The organism is Bifidobacterium sp. B4079 (genome assembly GCF_026537385.1).
Taxonomy (GTDB): domain Bacteria; phylum Actinomycetota; class Actinomycetes; order Actinomycetales; family Bifidobacteriaceae; genus Bombiscardovia; species Bombiscardovia asteroides_I.
Map to the genome: position 1 here is coordinate 24,599 of NZ_JAFNMH010000001.1, position 15,450 is coordinate 40,048.

15 protein-coding genes are annotated in these 15,450 nt (G+C 59.9%); 9 read left to right on the plus strand and 6 right to left on the minus strand.

Annotated features, from left to right (window positions below; all coding sequences use genetic code 11):
• Positions 1-94: 94 nt before the first annotated feature.
• Positions 95-919: a helix-turn-helix transcriptional regulator gene (locus J3T95_RS00120; protein WP_220236183.1), complete on the minus strand. Its 825-nt coding sequence runs from the start codon at positions 917-919 to the stop codon at positions 95-97.
• 143 nt (positions 920-1,062) lie between these two features.
• Between J3T95_RS00120 and J3T95_RS00125 the strand changes: the two genes are divergently transcribed.
• Complete coding sequence (locus J3T95_RS00125; protein ID WP_220236182.1) at positions 1,063-2,274, plus strand: MalY/PatB family protein; 1,212 nt, start codon at positions 1,063-1,065, stop codon at positions 2,272-2,274.
• A 77-nt stretch (positions 2,275-2,351) separates the two neighbouring features.
• Here the strand turns inward: J3T95_RS00125 and J3T95_RS00130 are convergent, their stop codons facing one another.
• A complete protein-coding gene (locus J3T95_RS00130) occupies positions 2,352-3,125 on the minus strand; it encodes a (S)-acetoin forming diacetyl reductase (protein WP_267449983.1) in 774 nt (257 codons plus the stop codon).
• A 207-nt stretch (positions 3,126-3,332) separates the two neighbouring features.
• Here J3T95_RS00130 and rpmE point away from each other — a divergent pair, with 207 nt between their 5' ends.
• From rpmE to J3T95_RS00170, 8 genes are all read left to right on the plus strand, one after another.
• Positions 3,333-3,545 carry a 50S ribosomal protein L31 gene (gene rpmE, locus J3T95_RS00135; RefSeq protein WP_015022244.1) on the plus strand — a complete coding sequence of 71 codons (213 nt, stop codon included), beginning with the start codon at positions 3,333-3,335 and terminating at the stop codon, positions 3,543-3,545.
• Positions 3,546-3,648: 103 nt separating this feature from the next.
• Positions 3,649-4,737 carry a peptide chain release factor 1 gene (prfA, locus tag J3T95_RS00140; RefSeq protein ID WP_267399543.1) on the plus strand — a complete coding sequence of 363 codons (1,089 nt, stop codon included), beginning with the start codon at positions 3,649-3,651 and terminating at the stop codon, positions 4,735-4,737.
• A complete protein-coding gene (prmC, locus tag J3T95_RS00145) occupies positions 4,734-5,717 on the plus strand; it encodes a peptide chain release factor N(5)-glutamine methyltransferase (protein ID WP_220236179.1) in 984 nt (327 codons plus the stop codon). The genes prfA and prmC overlap by 4 nt, the downstream gene beginning before the upstream one ends.
• Before the next feature lie 64 nt (positions 5,718-5,781).
• Positions 5,782-6,429: an L-threonylcarbamoyladenylate synthase gene (locus J3T95_RS00150; RefSeq protein WP_267449984.1), complete on the plus strand. Its 648-nt coding sequence runs from the start codon at positions 5,782-5,784 to the stop codon at positions 6,427-6,429.
• Positions 6,426-7,616: an MraY family glycosyltransferase gene (locus tag J3T95_RS00155; protein ID WP_267449985.1), complete on the plus strand. Its 1,191-nt coding sequence runs from the start codon at positions 6,426-6,428 to the stop codon at positions 7,614-7,616. Before J3T95_RS00150 ends, J3T95_RS00155 begins: the two co-directional genes overlap by 4 nt.
• Before the next feature lie 66 nt (positions 7,617-7,682).
• Positions 7,683-9,230: an IMP dehydrogenase gene (gene guaB, locus J3T95_RS00160; RefSeq protein ID WP_220236177.1), complete on the plus strand. Its 1,548-nt coding sequence runs from the start codon at positions 7,683-7,685 to the stop codon at positions 9,228-9,230.
• Between the two features lie 194 nt (positions 9,231-9,424).
• A complete protein-coding gene (gene orn, locus J3T95_RS00165; protein ID WP_220236176.1) occupies positions 9,425-10,126 on the plus strand; it encodes an oligoribonuclease in 702 nt (233 codons plus the stop codon).
• Between the two features lie 40 nt (positions 10,127-10,166).
• The gene (locus J3T95_RS00170; protein ID WP_267449986.1) at positions 10,167-11,573 is read left to right on the plus strand and encodes a PIF1 family DEAD/DEAH box helicase; all 1,407 of its coding nucleotides are present in this window, start codon (positions 10,167-10,169) and stop codon (positions 11,571-11,573) included.
• Between the two features lie 33 nt (positions 11,574-11,606).
• On the opposite strand, the gene J3T95_RS00175 is transcribed toward J3T95_RS00170, so the two are convergent.
• The 4 genes from J3T95_RS00175 to J3T95_RS00190 all read right to left on the minus strand — a co-directional run bounded on the left by J3T95_RS00175 (position 11,607) and on the right by J3T95_RS00190 (position 15,423).
• Positions 11,607-12,089 carry a GNAT family N-acetyltransferase gene (locus J3T95_RS00175; protein WP_267449987.1) on the minus strand — a complete coding sequence of 161 codons (483 nt, stop codon included), beginning with the start codon at positions 12,087-12,089 and terminating at the stop codon, positions 11,607-11,609.
• Between the two features lie 270 nt (positions 12,090-12,359).
• Positions 12,360-13,112 (minus strand): hypothetical protein, encoded by a 753-nt coding sequence (locus J3T95_RS00180; RefSeq protein ID WP_267449988.1) that lies wholly within the window; start codon positions 13,110-13,112, stop codon positions 12,360-12,362.
• A 26-nt stretch (positions 13,113-13,138) separates the two neighbouring features.
• Positions 13,139-14,398 carry a hypothetical protein gene (locus tag J3T95_RS00185; RefSeq protein WP_220236172.1) on the minus strand — a complete coding sequence of 420 codons (1,260 nt, stop codon included), beginning with the start codon at positions 14,396-14,398 and terminating at the stop codon, positions 13,139-13,141.
• 239 nt (positions 14,399-14,637) lie between these two features.
• A complete protein-coding gene (locus J3T95_RS00190) occupies positions 14,638-15,423 on the minus strand; it encodes an ABC transporter ATP-binding protein (RefSeq protein WP_267450547.1) in 786 nt (261 codons plus the stop codon).
• Positions 15,424-15,450 lie beyond the last annotated feature (27 nt).

Sequence of the window (15,450 nt, forward strand, 5' to 3'; positions counted from 1 at the left end):
CCTCTGGAGCTGCAATCAACTCAGCCCCTGTAGATCTCTCGTGTATACGTCCCCCGTATATCTGCTCCTAATGATACACCCTGACAGGGGTGTGTCAACGCTGGACCTGGCGCGCCGATCTGCTCTGATCGGGGCCTGCGCCAGCATTGCGTATGGTATGCAAATAACGGTAGATGCTGGCGGAGGAGACCTCGAGAGCCTGGGCAACCGTGTCCACTGCGCCCTTGATCAAAAAGACCCCCGAGCCTTCAAGCCGTGTGATCAGCTGCAGTCGTTCCTGCCGGTTCATCCTCGCCGGAGGGACTTCCAGCTCAGCGGCGAAGTCGGCGATATTATGCGTTACCAGTTCGTTTGTATTCACCGAGAGCACCTCACGGGTCGATTGGTCGCCCACGGTTTTGTCGTTCAGTCGGACAGCGCCCGAAGTCGGCTGGGCGCGGCCAACTTGAGCATCCGATTTCTCTGACGCGGCCCCCCTGTCCTTCAGCTCCGCGGCAGGACCGGTCAGCCCCAGGGCATCCAGATAAGCGCTTGCCTGTCTGAGCTGCTGACTGGCCTGCCGGAAGGCGGAATTGTCAAAGTTGATGCAGAGAAAGCCGATCACCCGTCCTCTCGCATCTCGCAGAAAGAAAGTAGAAGAGACCATGGGGTGTCCCTGGATGGTATAGCCGGTGTAATGGGTCAGGTAGTCGCGCTGTTCGTATTCGTGGTTCTGCCAGATGCGCAGGACTAGGTCGGTGGCGGGGCTGCCTATGGTGCGTCCGCTCAAGTGGCCGTTGGCGATGGCCACAACCGAATGCGAGAAATCCTTGACGCTTTGAAGAACCACTTCCGTGTTGGGCCCAAGAATCTCACCTAGGAAGTCCACTAGCGGGATGAAAGGACGCAGGGCCGGCGAAACGGGCTTCGAATCTCCCATTCTGGTCACCCCCCATCAGCTGGTTCAAGGCAGATAGTACCATCGTTGCTTTGCTATTGGCCGCGGACACTCGGATCCAGCCCACAGCAGTAGACTGACAGAAGATCGCTGCGAGCGCGTCTGCACGGGATGAGAGGTTGACTATGGCATACGATTTCACCAGCATTATGGATAGGCACGGCAGGGACGCCATTGCGGTTGACGGGCTGGGTGCCGAGCCTGGATTTGCCCCCGAACCTCCCAAGGAAGGCTTCGATGTCATCCCCATGTGGGTGGCGGATATGAACTTCCCGACGGCACCTACTATCCCCGAGGCCATCATCGAGCGCGCCAAGCACCCGGCATTTGGCTACTTCAGCCCTACTGAGGAGTACTACAATGCCATCATCAACTGGCAGCGCACCCGCAATGGCGTGGAGGGCCTGATGGCCGAGGACATCGGCTATGAGAACGGGGTCCTGGGCGGAGTGGTCTCCACGTTGACCGCTTTTGCTGCGCCTGGCGATGCAGTATTGCTCCACAGCCCGACCTATGTCGGCTTCACGTCCTGCATCGAGAACAACGGCTACCACATCGTGCACAGCCCGCTGAAGAAGGACGAGCAGGGCGTCTGGCGGATGGACTTCGAGGACATGGACCGCAAGCTCAAGGAGAACAACATCCATGTGGCGGTCTTCTGCAGCCCACACAACCCCTGTGGCCGCGTCTGGGAGAAGTGGGAGATCGAGAAGGCCATGGAAGTATATAAGGACAACGACTGCGTGGTCATCTCCGACGAAATCTGGTCAGACCTGACCCTGTCGGGCCACAAGCACATTCCCACCCAGTCGGTCAGCGAGGATGCCCGCAACAGGACGGCAGCCTTCTATGCGCCCAGCAAGACCTTCAACCTGGCCGGGCTGGTCGGCTCCTACCACATCATCTACAACAAGTATCTGCGCGACAGGATTGTGGCCAAGGGGTCCAAGGCCCACTACAACGACATGAACGTTCTGTCCATGCATGCCCTGATCGGGGCCTACAAGCCCCAGGGCCAGGAGTGGGTGGACGAACTCCGACAGGTTCTGACCGGGAATGTGGACTATGCCTTCGATTACATCCGGCAGCATTTCAAGGGAGTCGAGCTCTCCAAGCCCCAAGGCACCTACATGCTCTTCCTCGATTGCACGCAATGGTGCAAGAATCATGGTCTGAGCCTGGATCGGCTGCTGAAGCGTGCCTGGGATGTAGGCGTGGCCGTCCAGGACGGGCGGCAGTTCAAGGCTCCCTGCGCCATCCGCATGAACCTGGCCCTGCCTTTGAGCCGTGTCCAGGAGGCCATGGATCGTCTGGACAAGTACGTCTTCAACGCCTGAATGATCATGGACTCTCGCCGTCGGGCAGAACCGATCAGCGAGGGTCCATCATATGTGGGCGAATCCTGGCGGGAGGCTCACTGGAATTGCATACCGCCGTCCACGATCAGGGTCTGGCCGGTGATGTAGTCAGAGTCGTGCCCGGCCAGGAAGGCTACGGCATTGGCCACGTCCTCCGGCTCGGAAAGCCGTCCCAAGGCGATGCCGTCCGAGAAGGTGGACATGCCCCACTCGTCATCCTTGCCGGCGTTGACCCCCACCTGATGAGCGATGTCCATCATCATGGGCGTCTTGACAATGCCGGGGGCATAGGCGTTGGCGGTGATGCCCTCCTTGGCCAGATCACGCGCCGCCACCTGAGTCAGGCCGCGGATGGCGAACTTGGTGGAGGAATAGAGCATCAGGTTGGGGTTGCCCACCACGCCTGCCTGGCTGGTGGCGTTGATGATTTTGCCCCCGTGGTCCCGGTCGCGGAAGGCCTGAACGGCGGCCTGCATCCCCCAGATGGTTCCTGCCACGTTGACGTGGTAGACCTTGTCAAACAGCTCTGGAGTGATGGACTCGATGGGGGTGGTCGGTCCGAGACCAGCGTTGTTGACGATCACGTTGAAGTCGCCCAACGTGGTTGCGGTCTTCTCAACGGCGGAACGCACCTGGACACGGTCGGTCACGTCCAGGGTGACGGCCACGGCCCGTCCGTCTGATTGGTTGATGGAGTCGGCCACTGACTGGGCCTTGTCTGTATTCATATCCGCTACAGCCACGGCGAACCCGTCCTTGGCCAGACGGCGGGCAATAGCCTCGCCGATCCCCTGAGCCGCCCCTGTAACGAACGCCACTTCCTGCTGCATTGCTGCCCTCCTGTGTTGGCTTGCCGGGCCGTTCGGTCCGACTGTTCGATTCTAAAGGAAGCCCGACCGGCCACCCCGGTTGGCGGATTCGGCGTGTGGCGCAAGGGGATCGTGTTCTCCCGGGGATGCGCTAGACTATTACGCGGTTGCCGGTTCACGTCCGCCACAGGGGCGGTCGACCCGGGGCCCTTGGATCTAGGAGTAACCATGAAGCAGGGAATTCATCCCGATTATCATCCCGTTGAGGTCACGTGCTCGTGCGGCAATACCTTCATCACCCGTTCGACCGCTCCCGGCGATCATATGACGGTTGATGTCTGCTCGCACTGCCACCCCTTCTACACCGGCAAGCAGAAGATTCTGGACACCGGTGGTCGCGTGGCTCGGTTCGAAGCCCGTTACGGCAAGAGGACCAAGTAGCACTTCCAACGCCAGTCCCTTCCGGGTCGCTCTGCTATGCCCGGTGGGGACTGGCGTTTTTTATGACTTAAACCATGCGGATGAGCGAACGGGAAGAGTGCAGATGAGCGAGGAGCAGTTTCCGGCGGCGGTGGCTGCCGTCGAGGAGTACGGTCGCCTGGAAAAGCAGATGAGTCAGCCCGAAACGGCTTCAGACCCGGTGCAGATCCGCAAATTGGGCCGCAGACACGCCGAGCTCGCTCCCATTGTTGCTGCCTACCAGGCTTATCAAGGCGCCTTGGAAGACAGCCAGGCGGCCGAACAGATGGCACGGGAGGATCCTGGCTTTGCCGAAGAGGCTAAGGCTGTGGCAGACCGCATACCGGATCTGGAGCAGACCCTGCGCACCGCTCTTATTCCGCGTGACCCAGATGACGGCCGCGATACGATCATGGAGATCAAGGCTGGCAGCGGCGGCGAGGAGGCGGCCCTCTTCGCTGGCGATCTGATGCGCATGTATGTGCGTTATGCCGAAAAACGCGGTTGGACCATCGAAATCATGAGTGAGAACCGAACTCAGCTGGGCGGGGTCAAGGATGCCCAGATGGCCATTCGTGCTCGCGGTCAGGTGGCTCCTGCAGACGGCGTCTGGGCCTCGCTCAAGTATGAGGGCGGCGTTCATCGGGTCCAACGCATCCCCGTCACCGAGTCTCAGGGTCGCATTCAGACTTCAGCCGCTGGAGTCATTGTCTTTCCCGAGGCTGACGAAGACGACAATGAGATCGAGATTGACCCCAAGGACCTCAAGATTGACATCTTCATGAGCTCCGGACCAGGAGGACAGTCCGTCAACACCACATACTCCGCTGTGCGCATGACCCATATTCCCACCGGCATTGTGGTCTCCATGCAGGATGAGAAATCCCAGATACAGAATCGTCAGGCTGCCCTACGGGTGCTCAAGTCGCGTCTGCTGGCCATGAAGCATGAGGAGGAGGCCGCCCAAGCCGCCGACATGCGTCATTCCCAGGTCCGTTCTCTGGATCGGTCTGAGCGTATCAGGACCTACAATTTCCCCGAGAGCCGGATCGTGGATCACCGCACCGGCTACAAGGCCTATAACCTGGAACAGGTGTTGGACGGCGACCTGCAGGCCGTTATCGACTCTGATATTCAGGCCGACGAGGCCCGCAGAATGGCTTCGCAGGGGTGAATCAACAGAGGCATGGGACCAGTCTGGCTGGGCTGGTTGATAGCGGCCATCGCCTGCTGGCCCAGGCCGGCGTGCCTACCCCGCTCAATGATGCCAGGCTGCTGCTGGCCGATGCCCTTGGGTGCGATCTGCACCAGCTGGATCAGGCTCTGCTTTTGAAACGGACTGCTGAGGAACTGCTGACGGATGAAGGCGGGCGCAGACAGGCTGATGGTTTTCGGAGGGCGACCCTGGACCGTTATCAGTCCTATCTGCAGCGGCGAGCCGGACGTGAACCCCTGCAGTACATTCTTGGCCACGCCTACTTCCGTTATTTGGATCTTCGCCTGGGGCCGGGGGTCTTTATCCCACGTCCTGAGACCGAAACGGTGGTCCAGGCGGGAGTGGAGGCCTTGACCGGAGTGAATCATCCACTGGCAGTAGACCTGTGTTCTGGCAGCGGGGCCATCGGCCTGTCCTTGGCTATCGAGGTTCCAGGATCGCAGGTCAAGGCCGTGGAAGTGGACAAGGAGGCATATCGGTGGGGTGCGCTGAACGCCACCGATCAGGAGGCTGCCATCCGGGAGTCTGGGTCCGATTATCAGCTGCTGCTGGCTGATGCCACGGACCCCGCCACCCTGTCTGATCTGGATGCCAAGGTGGATCTGGTCATCAGCAACCCTCCCTACGTCCCCATGGATGCGATTCCTAGCCAACCCGAGGTGCGTGACTGGGATCCTGACCCGGCCCTCTATGGTGGTTCACCTGACGGGTGTCTTTTGCCCTGCCGCATTCTGGACAAGGCCATGGTTTTGCTGGCCCCCGGTGGTCTGCTGGTCATGGAGCATGATGCCTCCCAGGGGCCGGCCATGGTTGCTGCTGCACTGGAGCGGGGATTTGTTCAGGCACGCACTCATCAGGACCTGGCTGGTCGAGACCGCTACCTGACAGCCCGACGGCCAGTCCATGCATCCTGGCGACCTGCCTTGGTCCTGGGATAGATTAGTAGCTGGTCACATGAACATGTCGAACCGAGAGGTCGTGATGCAGGGTATGAGCCGGGTGATGACCTATGACAGCCGGTCGCCGCAGTTGCTGGCCCAGGTGGTGGCTGCCGGAGGGCTGGCGGTCATTCCTACCGACACGGTCTATGGCATCGTCTGTGATCCATGCAATGATGCGGCCATCGATAGGCTCTTCCAGGCCAAGCATCGTCCCAGAACCAAGTCCATTCAGGTGTTGCTGGATGGGGTCGAGGCCATGGACCGGTTGGATCTTAGCCTGCCTGCCCCTCTTGATCGCCTGGCTGACGCCTTGTTGCCGGGTCCTTTTTCGCCTATTGCCCAAGTGGGGCAATCCTGCCCTCTGCGCACCCCTCGAATGGAGCCCGATGGTTCCACCCAGGCCGTCAGAGTACCCGATTCCCCTATTTGTCGGGCGCTCCTGCAGGTGACCGGACCTTTGGCCGCTTCCAGCGCCAACCGATCGGGCAATCCCAGCGTGGAGACCGTCCAGCAGGCCAGAGCCGAGCTGGGTGATAGCGTCGACCTTTACTTGGACGGGGGACCGACCCCTGGCTCAGTGGCCAGCACAGTGGTGGAAGCCGACAAAACTGATCCTGATGGGATGCATGTGTTGCGGCAGGGCGTAATCGGCGAGGCCCGGGTCCGTGCTCTTCTGTCGGGCCGGTCCAGCGGAGGGGAGGGCCAGTGAGGGTATATTTGTTCATTGCTGCCATCGCTGGCGGGGCCACCTGGCTGGTCATGCCCATGATTCGTCATCTCGCCATCCGGGTTGGCGCCGTAGGCGTGGTCCGCGCTCGCGACGTACATAAGGTGCCCACCCCTCGGATGGGCGGCTTGGGCATGCTGATCGGATTTGCCGTAGCCATGTGCTTTGCCTCCCGCATCCCATTCATCACGGGCCTCTTCCAGTCCGGGCATCAGGCTTGGGTTATCCTGGCCGGGGCCGTAGCCATCTGCCTGCTGGGCATAGCCGACGATCTTTGGGACCTGGACTGGATGCTTAAGCTGGCCGGCCAGCTGCTGATTTCGGTCTTCGTCTCCTGGGGCGGTATCCAGATCATCTCCCTCCCTCTGGGATCCTTGGTGGCGGCATCGCCCAGCCTGTCCATGGCCATAACGGCATTCCTGATCGTGGCCTCCATCAATGCGGTCAACTTTGTGGATGGACTGGACGGCCTGGCTGCAGGCATCGTGGCCATCGGGGGCATCGCCTTCGCCATCTACTCCTATATCATCGCCCGCATCTCGCCCGACTACGCCTCTTTGGCCACCCTGATCGACGTGGCCATGGTGGGCATTTGCGTGGGATTCCTCCTGCACAACTGGCATCCAGCCAAGCTTTTCATGGGAGACTCAGGATCCATGCTGCTGGGATACCTGATTACCTGCGCCTCCATCGTGGTCACCGGCCGACTGGATCCGGCAACTATTCATGCCAGCATCTATCTGCCGGCATTCATGCCCATTCTTCTGCCTATCCTGGTGCTTTTCCTGCCTGTTCTGGACATGTGCCTGGCCATCATCCGAAGGCTCAGCCACGGGCAATCACCCATGCACCCCGACCGCATGCACCTGCACCATCGTATGTTGCGCATAGGTCACACGGTTCGTTCCGCGGTCCTTATTCTCTGGGGCTGGGCCGCACTGATCGCCTTCGGCTCGCTCTTTATTCTATTCTTCCGTCTGCGATATGTCCTGATTGGTCTGGTCCTGGCCGCCATACTGCTGACCTTCGCCACCCTCTACCCTTACTACCGTCGTCGACTTCCCGAAATCAGGCGCGAGAACGCACTTCTCGTTGCCCAAGGCTCGCAGCATGCGGCCAGACCGCCCTGGCATCGCAAGAGCCGCCATGATAAAAATGAGGGCGATTAATTTACTGGATGAAATAGTACGAACACGGTACCGTTAACGGTCAAGAAGCACTTGTAGCATGGTGCTATGGCTAAGGAAAACCCACAAAGCGAACCCTCCTCCTACACTCAACTGCCCGACGCCTTCCAGAAAATTGGTCTGGCCTATGATGACGTCCTCCTGCTGCCCAACGAATCCGATGTCATTCCCTCCGAGGTGGATACCACCACCCGGCTGACTCGGAACATCACCATGAAGTCCCCGGTCCTCTCGGCTGCCATGGACACGGTCACCGAGGCTACCATGGCCGTGGCTATGGCCCGCAACGGCGGCATCGGCGTCCTCCACCGCAATCTCAGCATCGAAGATCAGGCCAATCAGGTCGACATCGTCAAGCGGTCCGAGTCCGGCATGATCTCCGACCCCCTGACCGTCACTCCAGATGCCACACTGACTGACTTGGACAAGCTTTGCTCCACCTACAAGGTCTCCGGTCTGCCCGTGGTGGATCGTCGGCAGCGGCTGGTGGGCATCATCACCAACCGCGATATGCGTTTTGTCAATCCTGCTGACTTCGACCGGCTTAAGGTCAGCGACATTATGACCAAGGACCATCTGATCACCGGTCCGTCCGACATCACCAAGGAAGATGCCCACCAACTTCTGGCCAAGTACAAGGTGGAGAAGCTTCCCCTGGTTGATGACGAGGGCAAGCTGACCGGGCTGATCACCGTCAAGGACTTCGTCAAGACCGAGCAGTACCCCGAGGCGACCAAGGACGAGCGTGGCCGGTTGCGTGTGGCTGCGGCCGTCGGTTTCTTCGGTGATGCCTGGCAGCGCATCACTGCTCTGGCCGATGCCGGGGTTGACGTTCTGGTCGTGGACACCGCGCATGGTCATGCCAAGCTCATGCTGGACATGATTCGCAGGATCAAGGCTGATCATGCCTTCGACCATGTAGATGTGATCGGCGGCAACGTGGCCACCCGCGAAGGTGCCCAGGCTCTGATCGATGCTGGTGTTGACGCGGTCAAGGTCGGCGTGGGCCCCGGCTCCATCTGCACCACTCGCGTGGTTGCTGGCGTGGGCGTGCCCCAGCTGACTGCCGTCTACGATGCCGCGCTGGCCTGCCGTCCTGCCGGCATCCCTCTGGTGGCCGATGGCGGAATCCATTACTCGGGAGACATTGCCAAGGCCGTCGTGGCGGGAGCCGATTCGGTCATGCTGGGGGGTCTGCTGGCAGGCACCGAGGAAGCCCCTGGCGAGAAGGTCCTCCTGCATGGCAAGCAGTACAAGGTCTATCGGGGTATGGGATCGCTCGGCGCTATGGCCCCGCGCGGCAAGAAGAGCTACTCCAAGGACCGCTACTTCCAGGCCGACGTGACAAGCTCCGACAAAGTGGTGCCAGAAGGTGTCGAGGGCGAGGTGCCCTATCGCGGTCCGCTCAACTATGTGCTCTACGAGCTGGTCGGCGGACTGCATCAGACCATGTTCTACACCGGTGCCCGCACCATCCCCGAGCTGCAGCGCAAGGGCAGGTTCATTCGGATCACCGATGCTGGTCTGCGTGAATCACATCCCCATGACATCGTCATGACCAAGGAGGCTCCCAACTACTCAGGTTTCCACAACTGAGTCTACATAGGCAGGTGATCGGCGCAGGGTCTCATCATGACCTGCGCCGATTGCTTATCTCAAGTCAGTCATGGTCCGGTCGGTTGTGCTGGCGAACACTCCGCCGGTCACGTGCTGGCGGTATTTTGTAACGTTCCGCCCAAGGCGGCGGAAGGATCGACCCGGGCAGCAACCCGGATCTGAAAGGCATACAGATGAGCGATAAGAATGAACTGACCTTCACTGCGGAGGAATCCCGCATGATCTGGATAGACTGCGAGATGACCGGTCTGGATATCTTCCATGACGAGCTGTGCGAGGTCTCCGTGGTTCCCACCGACTTCAACATGAAGGTCCTGGACAAGGGCATCGATCTGGTCATCAAGCCCTCCCAGGCGGCCCTGGACCATATGGGGGATTTCGTCAGGAAGATGCATACCTCCTCCGGCCTGATCGAGGAGATGAAGACCGGCCTTGACCTGGAGGATGCCCAGCGTCAGGTGATCGAGTACGTCAAGCCCTTCTTGCCCAAGAACGGCAAGGCTCATCTGGCAGGCAACTCGGTGGGTTCTGATAAGAAGTTCCTTGACAGGTACATGCCCGACTTGATGAATCTTCTGCACTACCGGGTCATTGACGTGAGCACCCTCAAGGAGCTGTCGCGCCGCTGGTACCCGGACGTCTACAAGAACAAGCCGGCCAAGCATGGCGGTCACAGGGCCCTGGCCGACATCATCGAGTCCATGGACGAACTGCGATACTACCGCTCCATGTTCTTTGTTCCTGCCCCCGGACCTGATCAGGCCCAGTCCAAGGCCGGAGCGGAACAGATCGAGCAGACCAGTCTTCTGCGCCATTACGAAGAGTCCGGCAATCCTGTCGAGGATGCCAATAAGCCTGAGAAGACCGACTACTGACAGGCGTGGCCATGTACCTCTGACGTGGCACCATGGAGGCATGCAGCAATCCGAAGCCTTGACCATATTGAGTGCGGGGGCCAATGCCTTCATCACAGGTGCCCCAGGGTCAGGCAAGACTTTTGTGCTCAACGAGTTCGTCCACCAGGCCCGGCAGGCCGGAGCGGTTGTGGCGGTGACAGCCTCGACCGGAATTGCCGCTACGCACATCAACGGCCAGACTATCCACTCCTGGAGCGGTGTGGGAATCGCCACCTGTATGACGGAATCGCTCTTGAAGCGGATCAAGACCCGTCGTCGCAGGCAGATTGAAGGCACCGACATCCTGGTCATCGACGAGGTCTCCATGATGCACGCCTGGCTCTTCGACATGGTGGACCAGGTCTGCCGGGCTGTTCGCCACAGCCCCGAGCCTTTCGGAGGGATCCAAGTGGTCCTTTCCGGGGATTTCTTCCAGCTGCCGCCGGTGTCCCGGTCCAACCGAGCTGCAGGGATACTGCCCAGCTCTGAATTCCAGGCTGCCCGGGAACGCTATGCTCAGGTTGGCGAGGATCCGGACGGGTTCGTTACCGAATCACTGGTCTGGCGGGAACTGGACCCCGTCATTTGTTATCTGACTGAGCAGCATCGCCAGGACGATGGTCAGCTGTTGACCGTCCTGACTGATATCAGGGAGGGCGGCGTCACCCAGGAGGACCATGAGGTCCTGGCTGCCCGAGTCGGCGCAGTGCCTGCTCCTGGACAGGTCGCAGTCCACCTCTTCCCGGTCAACAAGCAGGCCGACACGCTGAATGACCAGCGCCTGGCCTCCATCGACGAAGAGGCCCACCATTACCAGGCCACATCCCGGGGCGAGACAAGGCTGGTTGAGCGGCTGAAGAAGAACATGCTGGCCCCCGAGGATCTGGCCCTGAAGACCGGAGCGGCGGTCATGGCTCTGCGCAACGACCAGGATCATCAATACGTCAACGGCTCCATAGGCACAGTCAGCGGATTCACCAGCTCGGCCAAGGGAGGATGGCCGATTGTCTCCTTCCAGAATGGCAATCTGGTCACTATGAAGCCGGCCGCCTGGGAGACTATGGATGGGGATACGGTCTTGGCCGCCGTCAATCAGGTTCCCCTTCGCTGCGCATGGGGGATCACTATCCACAAGTCCCAGGGGATGACCTTGGACAGGGCAGTCATGGACCTGAGACGGACCTTCGCGCCAGGGATGGGCTACGTGGCCCTCTCCCGTGTGGAAAGTCTGGATGGGCTCTACCTGACGGGCATCAATGAGCACGCCTTCCTGGTCTCTCCCGATGCCGTCGTTCTGGATACTGGTTTGAGGGCCGAGTCCAGGGCGGCTTGTGCCCGTCTGAAGGATGAGGGTTCTGAGTCCTTCACCAAGCGGGCCGTCGGTCAGGAACCAGAAGACGAATTCAGCCAGGACCAGCTTTTCTGATGGGTCGTCCTTATTGGTCTTGGCCCGGTATGGTTATTTGGGTAGTTCGAGACGCCATGACAGGCGAACCATGTCTCTAAGGGTGATTCCGTTCTCGACAATGGGATGCACGTAGCGATTTACAAAATAATTCCGTTCAATGCGGTCCATGCGAAACCCGCATGTCTGGTAGAAACAAAGGGCCCCAAAACTGGTGGATCCGGTGCCGACTTCCAGTCTTCTCAGGCCCAGCCTGACAGTCTCCATCTTGGCTCGGTCTATTAATCTACTTCCAAGCCCCTGTCTGCGATAAGCGCGGTCCACGCTGATATCGGCAATTTCCATGGTATCTGTGTTTGGTCTGACAAGCAGCATGACACCGGTCAGAGCTTGTCCCGTATGGATTTCATAGGCGCGGGAATGGGTGAAAACGTCACGAATTATCCGTTCTGAGGGATCGGCCTCCAGGAGGAGCGTCAAGTGCTCTGCGTCGAGGTTGGTAAAGGTCTGGATGGTCACACCCGGCTCTGAAGACATAGGTGCCCGCCTTATCCTAGTAAATCAGAAAACCTGTTCGTACAACTATCATATCTTGGCTGTCCTTATGGAGGAGGGATAGAGCTAGATAGATGCCAGATGTCAGGCTGCAGATTTACCAACCTTTCCTGTATGTGCTGTCTGGCTTTTGTTTCGGTTATGCGGGTCATATACGCAGGTCCGGTTGATTGCTGGGTGGATCCGGACAAGCTCCTGCGCTGTTAAGGCCCTCAGGATCTCACACCTCTCACAAGGAGTCGTGCCGACTCTTTATTTCTTGTCCATAATCATTCCCCGGCCTCCGGTGACCGTCCAGAGTATGACGGCGAAGACCGTCAAGACCGTGGCAATCGCCGGCCAAGTACCCTGTCCAGGAACGGGTGGTCTAACGTCCTCGGGGTATAGACGGAGCGACATTCCCATGCCTACTTGCATACTTTGGCTGGCGATATTAATCACTGCCAGCCCTGCGCCCAGTCCAAGCCCGTAGAAACGACCCAGTAATGCGATGCCGAGCATGACCGAAGATGCGTCGACTAGGCCGTTGCAGACAGCCAGCCTGAGCAGCGACTGTGCACTGGCCGAGTCGCCGCGGGAGCTGGGTATGGTAAGGAGGAGGTTGAGAAGAAACGGCAGCATCAGCACGCCTGTCCCGGCGGCCAGGGCTCGCCAACGGACGCGCGCCAGGTTCAGGCGCTCCCATGTGGGCATGAGCGGGGCAAGCATGACCAAGGCGCATGCGCTGAACGCCGCGTAGGCCAGCTCGGCCATGGGTACGATACTGGGTACGGCGCTTTTGCCTTGTGGGCATTGGGTGTGCACGGCGCCGTTGAATACCGCTGCATGTGGATCGGGAACGCAGACGTATCCGTAATAGGCTGGCCGGGCATAGATCTTCCCGCCGGTAGCTGACGTGGAGGCGGAAGCAAGCAGGAAGGGCACGGCCGCAGCCAGCACGACGAATGCCAAGGCCGCCCATGGGCGGCGCCCAGCCAACCATCCGACCGAGATTCCGCCTTTCATGGAACCATGTCGATGCCGGCCACCCATCAGTGGTTCTTCCCCAGACCATCGATGACATCGGACGGCGTGACGGTGCAGCGTTCGATGTCAGAGAGGTTACGACGCACATAGGCATGGAAGTCTTCATTCGTAGCGTCGTTGAGCAGATCGGCGGCAGGGCCTCGGGCGCTTCCCAACCCAGAGATTGCGCTTCCCCCGCCCAGGGACTCGTAGGCGGTCTCTCTCATGCGCTGGGGCAGCTGCTCCAGCACGAAGGCGGACACGCTGGCACCGCCATCCAACGTCCGTTGTTTATACACGTTTTTAAGTGCCGTAGCCGCGCAGTCGGCATGAATGAATTCCTTCACGATGGCCTTCGTGACATCAGCTAGGTCGCTGTATCGTCCAGTGCGTTCGGTGACTGTGTCGGTCATCACCTGTATCTTCTTGCCGCCCAACTGTCGCAGTTCGGCCAGGCCTTGGCCGGTGAGATTCCATGCCTGGCCGTGGGTTGTGGGCGTAAAGGCGTTGCCCAGCAAAAGCACAAGACCCGATCTGCCCTCCACGCTGTCCTTGGGGAACCATGAGGCGACCGACTGCATATACCGCATGTAGCGTCTCAGCTGGGCATCATCATCCGGGTGGGCGCACACTGACAGCGGCACACCGTCTATGCTTTTGCACACAGGGGTGAACGGAACGGATCGGCGCCATTCTGCCAGGCTGGACATGGCGACCAGGCCCCCGGCAGCAGTCGGAACAAGCAGAAGCACCACCAATGGGGCGACTATCCATGACAGGCTGCGCCGCCACCGGTGTGCCGTCAGTATGCATGCCCCAGTGGATGCGGCCAGCACTACCGCGACTAAAATCCAGCGCATTGCCACAGCTGACGGATTAATCCTGAGCCCCGGCTCAGCACCGATGCCCGTGTCCATCACCGGCATCACCACGGATAGAGCCGACCCCCACATTCGGGGAAACACGTCCCCCTTGGGTACGCGCGGTATGAGCAGTACCACGCTGCCCCAACACAGGATCGCAGGCAAGAGTGTGGCCGGCACCATGGACCAGCGGCTGCCCATGATGGCGCCGAGCGCATAACCGAGGGCGAACATTGCCGCCGGCACTGCCATGCCCATGAGCAAGGCCCCCAAGGGAACTGATCCGCCCGTGGATTGCAGAGTCTGGACAATGGCGGGAAGACAGCCCGCCACATAGGCCAGGGAGCACAATGCAGCGCCCTTGAGGACAGGTGCGCTGTATCTGCGGACGGCCGACCCCCCGATCCAGGGCGGCGCAATCATGGACCGCGGGGAGCATGCTTTCCAGGCACTCCACGCACCAAACATGCAGGCAATCACATCCGTCACTAGATGCATCCAGGTCAGGTCAAGCTGCAAGGCGGCGTTTGGCAACACCCGCAGGGACGCGTCTGGTCGGCCGACGCCGTAGTTGCGCACCGATAATGCAGCCGGATATGCCATCATTGACAGAAAGAACACCAGCGAGCTTATCGGCGATAGGGGATTGAGCAGCCGGACCATCATGAGACCCCTTCCTGGTCGGATGGCAGGTGTCCAGTCCCCGTCAGAAGCTGTCGATAACCAGATTCCCAAGGCGATGCCATTGAGTCCTCAGGACTGGCCAAGGCTGCGAGATCATCCATGTGTCCGTCCAGGAGCAGATGCCCATGATTGAGCACCAGTACACGGTCGGCAATTGCGGCCAGGTCCTCAACCAAATGCGTACTTACCAGCACCGTGTGACTGTCCGCATAGGCGTCGAGGAATCTACGTACCTCAATGCGCTGCACCGGGTCGAGGCCAACGGTCGGCTCATCCAAGACGAGCACGTCGGGACGGGCAACAATCGCACAAGCGATGCCCACCCGTTGACGCATGCCGCCGGACAGGCTGCGCACCGGGCGGTGGGATTCCCCGGACAATCCCACCTGCTCCATGGCCCACACTGCTGCATCGCAGGAAGCACTCCAGGACAAACCACGCGCCCATGCGGCATACCGCACGTTGCGCATGAGGCTGGAGGCATCCATCAGCTCGAAGGATTGCGGCAAATAGCCAATCCGGCTCCTGGCCCGACGTCGTCCAGAGCTGGTCAGCACATGCGCCCCGGCAATCTTCACATCGCCCGTCGAAGGTCGCGATAAGGTGGTTACAATATTCAGAAGGGTCGTTTTGCCGGCACCGTTCGGACCCAGCAGGCCGTATACGCCATTGCCGAAGCTCAACGATACATCGGATAGCACCTGTCTATGTCCGTATGAGAAACAAACATGCGACAGGGAAACGCACACTTTATAAGTCACTATTGAACCAAACTGTAAAAAAGAGAAGCG

Excerpts from the sequence above, each read along its gene's own strand:
- J3T95_RS00120 (WP_220236183.1), bottom strand. The coding sequence starts at position 919 with ATGGGAGATTCGAAGCCCGTTTCGCCGGCCCTGCGTCCTTTCATCCCG.
- J3T95_RS00125 (WP_220236182.1), top strand. The coding sequence starts at position 1,063 with ATGGCATACGATTTCACCAGCATTATGGATAGGCACGGCAGGGACGCC.
- J3T95_RS00130 (WP_267449983.1), bottom strand. The coding sequence starts at position 3,125 with ATGCAGCAGGAAGTGGCGTTCGTTACAGGGGCGGCTCAGGGGATCGGC.
- rpmE (WP_015022244.1), top strand. The coding sequence starts at position 3,333 with ATGAAGCAGGGAATTCATCCCGATTATCATCCCGTTGAGGTCACGTGC.
- prfA (WP_267399543.1), top strand. The coding sequence starts at position 3,649 with ATGAGCGAGGAGCAGTTTCCGGCGGCGGTGGCTGCCGTCGAGGAGTAC.
- J3T95_RS00150 (WP_267449984.1), top strand. The coding sequence starts at position 5,782 with ATGACCTATGACAGCCGGTCGCCGCAGTTGCTGGCCCAGGTGGTGGCT.
- guaB (WP_220236177.1), top strand. The coding sequence starts at position 7,683 with ATGGCTAAGGAAAACCCACAAAGCGAACCCTCCTCCTACACTCAACTG.
- orn (WP_220236176.1), top strand. The coding sequence starts at position 9,425 with ATGAGCGATAAGAATGAACTGACCTTCACTGCGGAGGAATCCCGCATG.
- J3T95_RS00170 (WP_267449986.1), top strand. The coding sequence starts at position 10,167 with ATGCAGCAATCCGAAGCCTTGACCATATTGAGTGCGGGGGCCAATGCC.
- J3T95_RS00175 (WP_267449987.1), bottom strand. The coding sequence starts at position 12,089 with ATGTCTTCAGAGCCGGGTGTGACCATCCAGACCTTTACCAACCTCGAC.
- J3T95_RS00180 (WP_267449988.1), bottom strand. The coding sequence starts at position 13,112 with ATGAAAGGCGGAATCTCGGTCGGATGGTTGGCTGGGCGCCGCCCATGG.
- J3T95_RS00185 (WP_220236172.1), bottom strand. The coding sequence starts at position 14,398 with ATGATTGCGCCGCCCTGGATCGGGGGGTCGGCCGTCCGCAGATACAGC.